Here is a 12,854-nt window from a genome sequence, read left to right on the forward strand (position 1 = left end):
CAGCACTGGAGAGGGTTGATCGATATGGCTACTGCTACCTACACCGTCAAGGGCATGACCTGCGGCCACTGCGTGAGCTCGGTGAAGGAGGAGGTCAGCGAGGTCGCCGGAGTCACCTCCGCGGAGGTGGACCTGGCCAGCGGGCTGCTGACCGTGGAGAGCGACGCTCCCGTGGACGCGGCGGAGATCGTCGCGGCCGTGGAGGAAGCGGGCTACGAGGTGGTGAGTCAATCATGAACGCGGCGACCAAGCTGGGTGCTTACGTCTTGGGGCTGGCCGTGGTCTTCGGCGGCGCCCTGGGGGTCGGGAACGCGGTGGGGGAGGTCGGCCCGGCCCCGGCGAAGCCGGAGCACCGGACGACTCATTCGGCTCCTGCCGCCGAGAGTCGTGGCGGTCATGCGGAGGCCACTGCGGCGGCGAAGAGCGATACCCCTGGGGGGGCTTCAAGCGTCCGAGAACGGCTACACCCTCAACCCATTGACCAGCGTCAAGGCTGGCGAGCCGACCGATTTCCGTTTCACGGTGACGGGCCCCGACGGTAAGCCGGTGACCGATTATCAGGTCGAGCATGACAAGAAGCTGCACTTCATCGTGGTGTCGCGGGATCTGGCCAGCTTCCAGCACCTGCACCCGGAGATGGCTTCCGATGGGGTGTGGTCGGTGAAGTTGACGCTGGCCGATCCGGGCGCTTATCGGGCGTTCGCGGACTTCGCCCCTACTGGGGGGAGTGGCCTGACGCTGGGTGCGGATCTGCTGGTGGCGGGCGAGTACGCGCCGAAGCCCCTTCCCCCGGTGACCCGTACAGCTGAGGTGGACGGCTACACGGTGTCCCTGCAGGGTGATCTCGTGCCGGGGCAGGCGAGCAAGCTGACGCTGAGCGTGAGCAAGGACGGCGAACCGGTGACCGACCTGCAGCCGTATCTGGGGGCGTACGGGCATCTGGTGGCGTTGCGGGCCGGTGACCTGGCCTACCTGCACGTGCACCCGGAGGAGAGCGTCAAGGCGGGGCCGGAGATCACCTTCTACGCGGAGGTGCCCAGCGGGGGCGACTACCGGTTGTTCCTGGATTTCCAGCATGACGGCAAGGTCCGTACCGCGGACTTCACCGCCCGGGCGAGTGGTGCGGGACCGGCGCAGCCGGGCACCAGTGGTCACGGGCACTGAATCAGGAAACGGAGGGGTGATGACTTCCCTGGCCCAGGACAGATCCGTCGAGCTGTCGATCGGTGGCATGACGTGCGCGTCGTGCGCGAACCGGATCGAGCGCAAGCTGAACAAGCTCGAGGGGGTGAGCGCGACGGTGAACTACGCGACGGAGAAGGCGAAGGTCACCTTCCCGGAAGAGGTGGATCCGCGGCAGTTGATCGCGGAGGTGGAGAAGGCCGGTTACACCGCCGCCCTGCCCGCCCCACCGGCCGAGGCCGAGGCTGAGCAGGAGCCGCAGGACGAGCTGAAGCCGTTGCGGCAGCGGTTGACCACCGCGGTGGTGCTGAGCGTGCCGGTGGTCGCGATGGCGATGATCCCGGCGTTGCAGTTCACGAACTGGCAGTGGTTGTCGCTGGTGCTGGCCGCGCCGGTAGTGGTGTACGCGGGCTGGCCGTTCCACAAGGCGGCCTGGACGAACCTGCGGCACGGCGCGGCGACGATGGACACGCTGATCTCGGTCGGTACGCTGGCGGCTTTCGGCTGGTCGGTGTGGGCGTTGTTCTTCGGCAGCGCGGGCACGCCGGGCATGACGCATCCGTTCGCCTTCACGATCGAGCGCACCGACGGGTCGGGCAACATCTATCTGGAGACCGCTGCGGCGGTGACGGCGTTCATTCTGGCCGGCCGGTATTTCGAGTCCCGTTCCAAGCGGCGTGCGGGTGCGGCGTTGCGGGCGTTGCTGGAGTTGGGCGCCAAGGAGGTGGAGCTGGCCGACGGCCGGCGGGTCCCGACCGACCAGCTCAAGGTCGGCGACACCTTTGTGGTGCGGCCCGGTGAGAAGATCGCCACCGATGGGGTGATCGTCGAGGGTTCCTCGGCGGTGGACGCCTCGATGCTGACCGGTGAGTCGGTGCCGGTGGAGGTGCGGCCGGGGGATGCGGTCACGGGGGCGACGGTGAATGCCGGCGGGCGTCTGATCGTCCGGGCCACTCGGGTGGGCGCGGACACTCAGCTGGCGCAGATGGCCAAGCTGGTGGAGGAGGCGCAGACCGGTAAGGCGGCGGTGCAGCGGCTGGCCGATCGGATTTCGGGGATCTTCGTGCCGATCGTGATCGCGCTTGCGGTCGGGACGCTGGGCTTCTGGCTGGGCACCGGTAACGGGGTGGCGGCGGCGTTCACCGCGGCGGTGGCGGTGTTGATCATCGCGTGCCCGTGCGCGCTGGGTCTGGCCACGCCGACCGCGCTGCTGGTGGGCACCGGGCGGGGTGCTCAGCTCGGGATTCTGATCAAGGGGCCGGAGGTGCTGGAGTCGACGCGCAAGGTCGACACCGTGGTGCTGGACAAGACCGGCACGGTTACCGAGGGCAAGATGACCTTGGTCGCGGTGCACCTGGCCGAGGGGGAGAACCGCGAGGAGGTCCTGCGGCTGGCGGGCGCGCTGGAGCACGCCTCGGAGCACCCGATCGCTCGGGCGATCGCCCGCGAGGCCGGCTCCGACGCCACTGTGGAGGATTTTGCCAACGTCGAAGGACTGGGCGTGCAGGGGATCGTGGACGGCCACGCGGTCCTGGTCGGCCGTCCCCGGCTGCTGGCGGAATGGTCGCAGCACCTGTCCGTCGAGTTGGAGCGCAAGCTGGCCGACGAGCAGGCCAAGGGCCGCACCGCCGTGGCGGTCGGCTGGGACGGCCAGGCGCGGGCGGTGCTGGTGGTGGCCGATGTGGTCAAGCCGACCAGCAAGCAGGCGATCTCCGAGTTGCGGGCGCTTGGCCTGACCCCGGTGCTGCTGACCGGCGACAACGAGGCCGTGGCCAGGACGGTGGCGGCCGAGGTGGGCATCGACGAGGTGATCGCCGAGGTGCTGCCCGCCGACAAGGTCGAGGTGGTCAAGAAGCTGCAGGCCGAGGGCCGGGTCGTGGCGATGGTGGGCGACGGGGTCAACGACGCCGCCGCACTGGCTCAGGCCGATCTGGGGCTGGCGATGGGCACCGGCACGGATGCCGCGATCGAGGCCGCGGATCTGACCCTGGTCCGGGGTGATCTGCGGGTGGCGCCGGAGGCGATCCGGTTGTCGCGGAGCACGCTGAAGACGATCAAGGGGAATCTGTTCTGGGCGTTCGCCTACAACGTGGCCGCGCTGCCGCTGGCCGCGCTGGGGCTGCTCAACCCGATGATCGCGGGCGCGGCGATGGCGTTCTCCAGCGTGTTCGTGGTGAGCAACAGCCTGCGGCTGCGCCGCTTCAAGTAAGGAACCGCCGCCTGCGGCCCGAAGGTGATCACCGCCTTCGGGCCGCAGGACGTGCATCTACGACGTCGCCTGGCCTGGGCAGCGCCTTTCGAGAACGGTCAGATTCTTGAGCTCATGGCGCTGCATCGGCTCGCCCAGGGCGTGAGCGATACGCCCCGGCTTCTCCTCGGGCAGAGCGTTCTTCCTGGCGACCGGTGACCGACTCCACGTTCCAGAAGTGGGCGGTGAACACCTTGCCGCGCCCCAGCAACGCGGAGGACTCGGCCAGCCGCCCGGCGATCGACGAGCGGGGAGCCTGATCGTCCTTGGTGGAGCAGCGGCCGATAAACGCCGTCCTGGTCGGCCGCGTGCTGGCGGCGGCTCGGCAGCCAGGAGGATCGCTGAGATCGATCGGGGGGCGAACATAGGCCCGTCCTTGCAGGTCGAGGGACGCCGATCAGAGCCCTCTCCGTAGAGGGCTCCACCCCACAGGCGTGGTGAGCGTTCAGTCGCCTCGCCCCATAGGGATTCTGTGCGGTCCACGATCCGGCTCGGATCCATCTCCGTGAAGCGCGGCGCAGGTCGGCTCGCGCGGTGCATGTGCTGGTGACGCTTTCGAGCACCGTGCGTGGCCGGCACCTCGTAATCCGGTTGCGCCCCGGCTTCCGCTGGGCAATGATCCGGTCCGATGAGCACCGAAAGCAGTGGACCGCCGGCTCCCCGCCTCGCCGGCATCCGGTCCCGCTGGCTCAACGCCGTAACCGCCGCCCTCCATGGCGACCCGCTGGTAGCCGGCGCCGGCCTGGTCGGCTCTCTCGGCGGGGGCCAGGCCGACGACTGGAGCGACATCGACCTGCTCGTCGTCGTGGACGACGCACGCCTCGACGAGTACGCGGCGCCCAACTGTCTTCCGTCTGGTCCCGGGCAGTTGGCGGTGGCCTTCGACGCCCGCCACAACGGCCCTCGTGGCACCAGGGCGGTCAGCGGACAGCACCTCGTGGACGGACTTCCGCTGTGGGTCGACTGGCACATCCACCCGGTCTCGCAGGCGGGCTGGGCCGCCGACAGCACCGTCATCTTCGACCGGCGAGGCTTCGACCGGCTCGCGGCCACCTTCGCCGAGCAGCTGAGCGCCGGCGACCACGAGCAGCCGACGCTCAAGAGCCCCGCAGAACACCAGGCATTGCGGCTGGCGCTCGTCCCGATCGCGGGCAAGCTGATCGCCCGCCGCTCACCGGGGACGGCCCGGATGATCGAGTTCATCGGCGGTCCCCATGCGCCCGATGCCGCATGGAAGGACCATCTCGGCATCTTGCGTCAGCTGCTCGACGGGTTCGCGTCGCTCGGGCTGTCCGACAGCGTTGCCGCCGGGCGGGCTTACCTCGATCTCGTGGAGGAGACCCTCCGCTGAGGTTCGCTCACCTGTCCCATCTCATCCGAGGACGACACTCCAGAATTTTCACCCCATCCTGGGAGGATTCGCTGAGCAGTGCGAGCGGGCTCGCGCGGCCAGGTATGACATTGACTGGCCGCCTCTCGCGCATGGCGATCTGTGGGAGCTGCCGGGAATCTGTGCGGTCACGGAGACAGCGGTGGCGGCTCGAAGAGTTCTGGGAGTGACCATGAGCGGCTGGACGATTCACACCGGCTCATTGAGCGGGGACAGTGGTCACATTCCCCCATAGGATCTCCGCGGTCTTGATATCCGCCCACCTGATGGTGTCGTAGCATTCTCCGCTACCCACACCGGAGCAGACGACGGTATAGCCGGAGTCGACGCCGCCGCTGATGATTCCCTTGGCATAAACACCTCGGTGATCAGGCGCCCACTGCTCGACAGGACCGCCGCTGTCACCATGCCGTGCGATTTGAAGGTGATCGGGCTGGAAGTCGTAGCCCATGTGATAGCCCTCAACCAGTTTGGTGACCAGATTGCCGTTGTCGTCGAACGCGGTCACATTGACGAAGGCGACGTAGATGCTACACCGGGTTCCCGAATAGGAGCCGCTCGTGCACACGAGCTCCCCGGGCAGGCTGCGTCGCGATCCGTAGACCCGCGATGCGGTCAAGGGTCCCAGATCGCTGATCGGGGCACCGTTGTAGACGTATCCCGCGGAGTGCTGGGGAATCTGGATGCTGGCGATGTCCCTTGACGCCATCCTGGCTATCACGGTTCCCATCTTCGTGCCGTAGCTCGTGTATACAGGGTGATTGTCCGCGACGCAGTGCGCGGCCGTGAGCATGAACAGGCCCTGCCCGGCAGTGGTGCTTTGGCCGGTGGCAAACGAGGTACTGCAGGCCATCTCCTCGCTGAAATGGCCTCCGGCGTAGAAGGGGGCCGAGTCGTTCCAACGGCTGAAGGCCGTCCGAACCGTCTCGGGGCGCTGCGTCAGAGAGATCGGAACCTGGACGTCTCGCAATTCGGGGAGACTGGATGCGCGCTCGAGCGACCCGGAGATCCCCACATCCAAGCCGCTGGAGTCAGGCCGGGGAGCCACGGAGGTCACGCGAGCACCAGCAGAGAACGACGGGTCGGGCGTTTTGCGGGCTGCGAGAGCGGAGTTCATCAACGCCTCAGCGGCGGACTCCAGCTCAGCCGCGGAGTATTTCGAGGCGGCCACCTGAATCGGAGCGCCTTGCTCGGTGAGCTGGTTCAGGACCGTCTGTACCCGCGCAGATGGCCGGCCTCCCTTCCAGTAAAGGTTAAGCCTCCTGCTCTGCAATGAAACCGACATGGAGCCGTATCCTTCTCCATCGCCGGCGTCAACCACGTTCATGATCTGGTCGGCGGCTGTGCTCAAACGCTCCTGCAGTGCGCTGACTTCCTCCCATGACCTGAACCCGTCCGGGACCGGATCCGAGATGTTGTAGGGCGAGGTCGTCACGGGTTTGTCGTCGTTCGCTTCTGCGGCCGAGGGTGACGCGTGCGCGACGAGAGCGGACAAGGCCAGCGAACAGGCGGCAAGGGATTTCGCGGTGGTCGAGCCGAATTTCATGGCCGGGCAGCCTTTCACGGTGGGTTTCAGATTGCTCTACCGTGCCCGACGGAGGCCGCCCGGCTCTGCGTCAAATTGCCGCAAGAAAGGGTGCGCTGCGTCACACCGAACCTGTTTCCCGCTGCTGAGATCCAGGCTTGTCCTCGCCCTTGTACGGGGGTGAGTTCCAGTGCGCGCAGGATGCCCCGGATGCGGGCGGCGCGGCGGCGTTGAGTGCGGCGATCGGCTCGCCACCCGATTCATGCAGGTCGGTGAGCTGCTTGCGCATCGTCGCGGTGAGGATGCCGCGGCGCCGGTGCGTGGGCAGGACCGCGACGAGCGTGATGCCGGCGACGGGCGCCGCCCTCAGCCTCCGGCAGCGGTAGGGCGTGGCAGGCGGAGCCCTTTGAGGGCGAGTGCGTTGACCGCGACGATGAAGCTCGATCCGGACATGGACAGGGCGGCGATCTCCGGGCGCAGCACCAGGCCGAAGGCGGGTTCGAAGACGCCGGCCGCGATCGGCAGCGCGATCGCGTTGTAGCCGATCGCCCAGCCCAGGTTCTGGCGCATCTTGCGTAGCGTGCCGCGGCCGATGAGCAGCGCCGTCGGCACGTCGAGCGGGTCCGAGCGCATGAGCACCACGTCGGCGGTCTCGATGGCGACGTCGGTTCCTGCGCCGATCGCGATGCCGAGGTCGGCCTGGGCGAGCGCGGGGGCGTCGTTGACGCCGTCGCCGACCATCGCGACCTTGCGCCCGTCGCGCTGCAGCTCGGCGATCTTGGCGGCCTTGTCGCCCGGCAGGACCTCGGCGATCACGGTGTCGATGCCGAGCCGGTCGGCGATCCGCCGGGCGGTGGCCTCGTTGTCGCCGGTCAGCATGACGACCTCGACGCCGGCTTCGTGCAGCGCCGCGACCGCGGCCGGGGAGCTGTCGCGGGGAGCGTCGGCGATGCCGATCACGCCGGCCGCGCGGCCGTCCACGGCGGCGATGACCGCCGTACGCCCACCCGCGGCCAGCTCCTCGCGCCGGGCGGCCAGCGGGCCCAGGTCCACGCCTTCGACCCGCATCAGCTTCGTGTTGCCCACCACGACCCGGCGCCCGTCCACGTCAGCCAGGGCGCCGTGACCCGGGACGTTCTCGAAATCGCGCGCCCGCGATCCGCCGGGAGCGTGCGCGTCGGCGTAGCGGACCACGGCCTCGGCCAGCGGGTGCTCGGACTCGCGCTCGACGGCGGCGGCCAGCCGCAGCAGCTCCGCCTCCTCGATCCCGTCGGCGATCACATCGGTGACCTCGGGCTCGCCCCTGGTCAGGGTGCCGGTCTTGTCCATGACCACGGTCTGGATGCGGGCCGCGGTCTCGAGTGCCATGGCGTTCTTGAACAGCACGCCGCGCTTGGCGCCCAGGCCCGTGCCCACCATGATCGCGGTGGGGGTGGCCAGGCCCAGCGCGTCGGGGCAGGTGATCACGACGACGGTGATGGCGAACAGCATCGCCGTTCCGGCCGCCGCGCCCGCCAGCAGCCACACCGCCAGCGTCAGCCCGCCGCCGATGAGCGCGACGAGGACGAGCCAGAAAGCCGCCCGGTCGGCCAGGCGCTGCCCGGGAGCCTTGGAGTTCTGGGCCTGCTGGACGAGCTTGACGATCTGGGCGAGGGCGGTGTCGGCGCCGACCTTGGTGGCCCGGACGCGCAGGGTGCCGTTCTTGTTGATGGTCGCGCCGACCACCGCCGAACCGGGGGCCTTGTGCACCGGCAGGCTCTCGCCGGTGACCATCGACTCGTCGACCTCGCTCTCGCCCTCCATGACCTCGCCGTCGACGGCGATCTTCGCGCCGGGCCGGACGAGCAGGACGTCCCCGGCCACGACCTCGGCGGTGGGGATCTCCACCTGCTCGCCGTCGCGGATCACCACGGCCTTGGGCGGGGCCAGGTCGAGCAGCGCGCGGATCGCGTCGTTGGCGCCGCCTCTGGCCCGCATCTCGAACCAGTGCCCCAGCAGGACGAACGCCGCCAGCACGGTCGCGGCCTCGTAGAACACCTCGCCGCCGCCGGTCAGCGTGATGTACAGCGAATACAGCCAGCCCGCCCCGATCGCCACGGCGACCAGCACCATCATGTCCAGCGTTCGGGCCCGCAGCGCCCGTACGGCGCCGTCGAAGAAGATCCACGAGGAGTAGAAGATCACCGGCAGGCTGAGCAGCAGCGCCCACACGTCCTCGCGCAGCCCGAACGGCACCGGCACGTCCAGCCCCAGCACCTCGCGCCCGATCGGGGACCAGATCAGGATCGGGACGGACAGCACGGCCGCCACGAGGAACCGGTTGCGCATGTCGGCCGCCATGGCCTCCATCGACATGGCGCCGTGCCCCCCGTGCCCCATCATCTCGTGCGGCGACGGGCCCGCCTCGGGTCCTGCGTGTTCTCCGGGCTCGGCGGGTGCTTCCCGGACGGCCGGTGCGACGCCTGGCGGGTCGGGTTCCGCCAGGGGATCGCAGACGTGCGACGGTACGGACTGTCCCGCGCAGTGATAGCCGCATTCCCGCACCCAGCGGCGAAGCTCGGCCAACGACGTGACCCTCGGATCGAACACCACGATGGCGGTCTGCCCGACCGGGTTCACCTCGACCTCGATCACTCCGGGGCGGCGGCTCAGGGCAGCACGCACCACGTTCTGCTCCGAGGCCCACTGCAGGCCGCTCACGTCGAGAACGGCCGTGCTGCGCTCCTTGGTGTCTCCGGTGGTCATGGTGGCCCTCCACCTCCGCCCGGTAGCGCTTGATCTACCATTAGCCATAGTAGACGTCGCCCCTCGGGCGCCCCGGGCCGGCCTCAGGGAGTGACGACGGCGGGGATCCGCTCCGCGACCCTGGCCTGAAAATGGGGACAACCGGGCAGGTCCTCGTGATCGCAGTCCAGCGCGCAGTCGATCAGCTCGAGCGACGCCTGCGCCTCGGCGATGCGCCGGGCCAGCTCCTCCCGGCGGCGCAGCAGGACAGCGCGCCGTTTCGCCGCGTCCGAGGTGGCCGTCATCTCGTGGATCTCCTCCAGGCTGAACCCGGCTTCCTTGCCGCGCAGGATCACGGCCACCCGGTAGAGGTCGTCGGGCCCGTAGCGGCGGCGCGCTCCTCCGACGCGGGCCGGCGTGATCAGGCCCATCGCCTCCCAGTGCCGAAGGACGTGGGTCGCCAGGCCGAACCGCTCCGCGATCTCCCCGATGCTCATGGTCGCACTTGACTTCATGTCGACATTAAGTCGCATGCTGGCCCACATGTCCAAAGACAACGACTCGATGGAATCACTCATCAAGCTGCTCGACGTCGCTGACGCGCTGCCCGGGGCCGTCGCGTTGCGTGCGCGCTCGTACGATCTGCTGACCCTCCCCGGCGGCGCGGCCGTGGTGGACGTCGGCTGCGGCGCGGGCCGCGCGGTCGACGAGCTCGCGGAGCGCGGGATGAAACCGATCGGCGTGGACGTCAGCGAGAAGATGATCGCGGTGGCCCGCCACCGCACGCCGCACGCGGACCTCCGGATCGGCGACGCCTTCGACCTGCCGCTCGAAGACGGCCAGGTCGCCGGGTACCGGGCCGACAAGGTCTATCACGAGCTCGCCGACGCGGCCAAGGCGCTGGAGGAGGCCAGGCGGGTGCTCGCTCCAGGCGGGCGGATCGTGCTCGTCGGGCAGGACTGGGACGCCTTCGTCATCGACTCTGACGACCCGGCGCTCACCCGGGCCATCGTGCACGCGCGCGCCGATCTGGTCGCGAATCCCCGCGCGGCCCGCCGCTACCGCAACCTGCTGCTCGACGCCGGCTTCCAGGATGTCCAGGTTGAGGCGCACATGGGCGTGTTCACCGACGCGGCCATGCTGCCCATGCTCACCGGCGTCGCGGAGGGAGCACGCGCCGCCGGAGCCATCACCCGCGAACAGGAAACGGCGTGGGTGAGAGATCAGCGGACGCGCGCCCAGGACGGACGCATGTTCCTGGCGCTTCCCTTCTTCGTGGCGTCAGCTTCGCGGCCAGGGGATTAGCGCACGCGAGGCGACCTGCTCGTCATCCTCGACCCGTCAGGCGGCCCGGTGCCGGGAGCGGCGCCGGGCCGCCCCGGCGTGCCGCCCGCGATCGCCGTCAGAGCTTCTCGCGGGCCGTGATCGCCCGCTTGAGCTTGATCAGGTCCTTGGGGGAGTTGACGGCGACGGCTCCGACGAGCACGCCGTCCCGCGTGAACGCCACGGCGAAGCGATCCTCTTCGGGGGAGCCGGTGGCGACGCTCGCCGAATCGGCGAGGTGCGGCAGGCCGGCGGTCTGGATGCGGGCGCCGTGCACGTGGGTGGCGAAGTTCGGCACGTCCACGAAGGGTTGCGCGTTCTCCGGCCCGGCCAGCAGGTTGCGGGCGGCGACCGCGCCCTGCTCGTTGGCGTTGGACCAGTGCTCGATGCGTACGATCTCCCCGCCGAAATGGCCGTGCGGCCAGCGCGCGACGTCCCCCGCCGCCACGATGTCGGCCGAGTCGGTCGCGAACAGCGTCGGCTCGCACAGCACGCCGTCGTCCACGGCCAGGCCGCTGCCGTCCAGCCATTCGGTGTTGGGCACCACGCCCATGCCGCCGACGACCAGGTCCGCGGCGAGGGTGCGGCCGTCGCTGAGCCGGACCCGGCCGCCGTCCACGGCGGTGACCCGGACGTTCGTGACGAGCTCGACGCCGTTGCGTTCGTGGTGCGAGGCCAGCCAGCGCGCCGCCTCCTCGCCCAGCCCGGCATGCATGGGGTACGGCGCGGAGTCGACCAGGGTGACCTTCCGGCCGCGCTGCCGTGCCGTCGAGGCCACCTCGCCGCCGATGAACCCGCCGCCGATGACCAGCACGTGCTCGTGTCCCGAGTCGAGCTCCGCGCGCAGTGCCAGCGCGTCGTCGATGGTGCGCAGGGTGCGCACCCCGTCGAGCCGCCGCGGGCGCGCGCCGCTGGCGATGACGAGCCCGTCGTGGCCGAGCTCGGTGCCGTCGTCGAGGGTGACCGTCCGGGCCCGGGTGTCAAGGTGTACGGCTTTTCGCCCGCGCAGCCACTGGTCGCCGAGCTCTTCGGCGCCCGGGAGCGTGACGTCGTCGTCGCCGTGCAGCACGCTCTTCGACAGGGGCGGGCGGTTGTACGGCACATGCGTCTCGGCGCCGACCAGCGTGATCTCGCCCTCGAAACCTTCCCGGCGCAGCGTCTGCACGGCCCGCAGCCCCGCCAGCGAAGCGCCCACAACGGTGATCTTGTTAAGCGTTCTCATGCCGTGGACCATACCTCCAGGGGGTATGAGTGTCGCAACGTGACATAGGTCTCATATACCCCTGGCCCGTATGGCTTGTCTCGTGAGTGATCGCGGCGTACCGTCTCCTGTTACAGATACCAGGTAGGGGTATGTGAGAGGAGATCTGGCAATGGGCATGAGCACGTACAAGGTGTCGGGAATGACCTGTGGCGGCTGCGCCGGCAAGGTGAAGGACGAGATCGGCAAGGTTGCCGGAGTCTCTTCGGTGGCTGTCGAGCTGGCGACCGGGCAGGTCACCGTCACCTCGGACGGCCCCCTCGATGACGCGGAAATCAGGAATGCCGTCGAAGAGATCGGTTACGAAGTGGTGGGCGGCTGAACACGGGGCGGACGCCGCCCTCGTCTCCCGCTTCTCTGCGCCAGGAACGCCCCCGGGCCCGCTGCTGGAGCCGGAGGTCAACGGCATCTCCTTCGCCCAGGGCTTCAAGCAGGTCGTTGACCAGGCCCTGGGCGATATGATCTCCGACGGGCACCTGCGGCTGGAAGCCGAAACAGGCGGATACGAAGCGGCGGACAGGGCCGCCGACCGGCTCGCCGCCGTACACACCTCCGCGGCCCGCCTGCTGAACTGCGCGCCGGACGAGATCGCGCTCGTCGACAGCGCGACCCGCGCGTGGGACCTGGCCTTCTACGCGGTGCCCAGCGACGGGCTGCGCCAGCTGGCCGACGAGCGCGTCCGGCTCATCTCGATCACCCACGTACCGACCAACGGCGGCCTGGTCAACCCGGCGGCCGAGGTGGGCAAGGTGGCCGCGGAGGCCGGCGCGCTGTTCCTGCTGGACGCCTGCCAATCGGCCGGCCGGCTACCGATCGACGTCGAGCTGGTCGGCTGCGACCTGCTGTCCACCACCGGCCGCAAGTACCTGCGTGCGCCACGCGGCACGGGCCTGCTCTACGTGCGGCGTGCCGCGCTCGACCGGCTCGACCCGCCCTTCCTCGACCTGCACGACGCCCGATGGGTGGCGCCGTCGCGCTACGAGGTGCAGCCGGGCGCGCGCCGCTTCGAGAACTGGGAGTACGGCGTGGCCGCCCGGCTCGGGCTGGGGGCGGCCATCGACGAGGCACTTGCCTGAGGGCCGGAGACATCCGGGACCGGGTCTACGCCCTGGCGGACGACCTGCGGCGGCGGCTGACGGACTGCCCGGCTGCCGGGTGCACGACCAAGGGGCCGAACGGGGCCTGCGGTCGGTGGTGCGGG

At 69.6% G+C, this 12,854-nt stretch carries 12 protein-coding genes; 7 read left to right on the forward strand and 5 right to left on the reverse strand.

Annotated elements, in window-relative coordinates; all coding sequences use genetic code 11:
- Positions 1-24 precede the first annotated feature (24 nt).
- The 4 genes from HD596_RS37455 to HD596_RS37470 all read left to right on the forward strand — a co-directional run bounded on the left by HD596_RS37455 (position 25) and on the right by HD596_RS37470 (position 4,781).
- Complete coding sequence (locus tag HD596_RS37455) at positions 25-237, forward strand: heavy-metal-associated domain-containing protein (RefSeq protein ID WP_185074209.1); 213 nt, start codon at positions 25-27, stop codon at positions 235-237.
- 159 nt (positions 238-396) lie between these two features.
- The gene (locus HD596_RS37460) at positions 397-1,164 is read left to right on the forward strand and encodes a DUF8832 domain-containing protein (protein WP_512699281.1); all 768 of its coding nucleotides are present in this window, start codon (positions 397-399) and stop codon (positions 1,162-1,164) included.
- 19 nt (positions 1,165-1,183) lie between these two features.
- Positions 1,184-3,391, forward strand: coding sequence for a heavy metal translocating P-type ATPase (locus HD596_RS37465; RefSeq protein WP_185074210.1), 2,208 nt, complete (start codon positions 1,184-1,186; stop codon positions 3,389-3,391).
- A 667-nt stretch (positions 3,392-4,058) separates the two neighbouring features.
- Positions 4,059-4,781: a nucleotidyltransferase domain-containing protein gene (locus HD596_RS37470; protein ID WP_185074211.1), complete on the forward strand. Its 723-nt coding sequence runs from the start codon at positions 4,059-4,061 to the stop codon at positions 4,779-4,781.
- Between the two features lie 238 nt (positions 4,782-5,019).
- Here the strand turns inward: HD596_RS37470 and HD596_RS37475 are convergent, their stop codons facing one another.
- From HD596_RS37475 to HD596_RS37490, 4 genes are all read right to left on the reverse strand, one after another.
- Positions 5,020-6,366 carry a chymotrypsin family serine protease gene (locus HD596_RS37475; RefSeq protein ID WP_185074212.1) on the reverse strand — a complete coding sequence of 449 codons (1,347 nt, stop codon included), beginning with the start codon at positions 6,364-6,366 and terminating at the stop codon, positions 5,020-5,022.
- Positions 6,367-6,466: 100 nt separating this feature from the next.
- The gene (locus HD596_RS65780; protein WP_376776158.1) at positions 6,467-6,790 is read right to left on the reverse strand and encodes a GNAT family N-acetyltransferase; all 324 of its coding nucleotides are present in this window, start codon (positions 6,788-6,790) and stop codon (positions 6,467-6,469) included.
- Positions 6,712-9,090 (reverse strand): heavy metal translocating P-type ATPase, encoded by a 2,379-nt coding sequence (locus HD596_RS37485; protein ID WP_185074213.1) that lies wholly within the window; start codon positions 9,088-9,090, stop codon positions 6,712-6,714. The genes HD596_RS65780 and HD596_RS37485 overlap by 79 nt, the downstream gene beginning before the upstream one ends.
- An 83-nt stretch (positions 9,091-9,173) precedes the next feature.
- Complete coding sequence (locus HD596_RS37490) at positions 9,174-9,566, reverse strand: MerR family transcriptional regulator (RefSeq protein WP_246555120.1); 393 nt, start codon at positions 9,564-9,566, stop codon at positions 9,174-9,176.
- Between the two features lie 46 nt (positions 9,567-9,612).
- On the opposite strand from HD596_RS37490, the gene HD596_RS37495 reads away from it, so the two are divergent.
- The gene (locus tag HD596_RS37495; protein WP_185074215.1) at positions 9,613-10,374 is read left to right on the forward strand and encodes a methyltransferase domain-containing protein; all 762 of its coding nucleotides are present in this window, start codon (positions 9,613-9,615) and stop codon (positions 10,372-10,374) included.
- Between the two features lie 97 nt (positions 10,375-10,471).
- On the opposite strand, the gene HD596_RS37500 is transcribed toward HD596_RS37495, so the two are convergent.
- Positions 10,472-11,614 carry an NAD(P)/FAD-dependent oxidoreductase gene (locus HD596_RS37500; protein WP_185074216.1) on the reverse strand — a complete coding sequence of 381 codons (1,143 nt, stop codon included), beginning with the start codon at positions 11,612-11,614 and terminating at the stop codon, positions 10,472-10,474.
- Positions 11,615-11,771: 157 nt separating this feature from the next.
- On the opposite strand from HD596_RS37500, the gene HD596_RS37505 reads away from it, so the two are divergent.
- Together HD596_RS37505 and HD596_RS37510 are read left to right on the forward strand one after the other, a co-directional pair.
- On the forward strand, positions 11,772-11,975 hold the full coding sequence (locus HD596_RS37505) for a heavy-metal-associated domain-containing protein (protein WP_313045853.1): 204 nt from the start codon (positions 11,772-11,774) through the stop codon (positions 11,973-11,975).
- Positions 11,935-12,729: an aminotransferase class V-fold PLP-dependent enzyme gene (locus HD596_RS37510; RefSeq protein WP_221519684.1), complete on the forward strand. Its 795-nt coding sequence runs from the start codon at positions 11,935-11,937 to the stop codon at positions 12,727-12,729. The genes HD596_RS37505 and HD596_RS37510 overlap by 41 nt, the downstream gene beginning before the upstream one ends.
- Positions 12,730-12,854: the final 125 nt, after the last annotated feature.

The organism is Nonomuraea jabiensis, assembly GCF_014204795.1.
In the GTDB taxonomy this organism is placed as follows: domain Bacteria; phylum Actinomycetota; class Actinomycetes; order Streptosporangiales; family Streptosporangiaceae; genus Nonomuraea; species Nonomuraea jabiensis.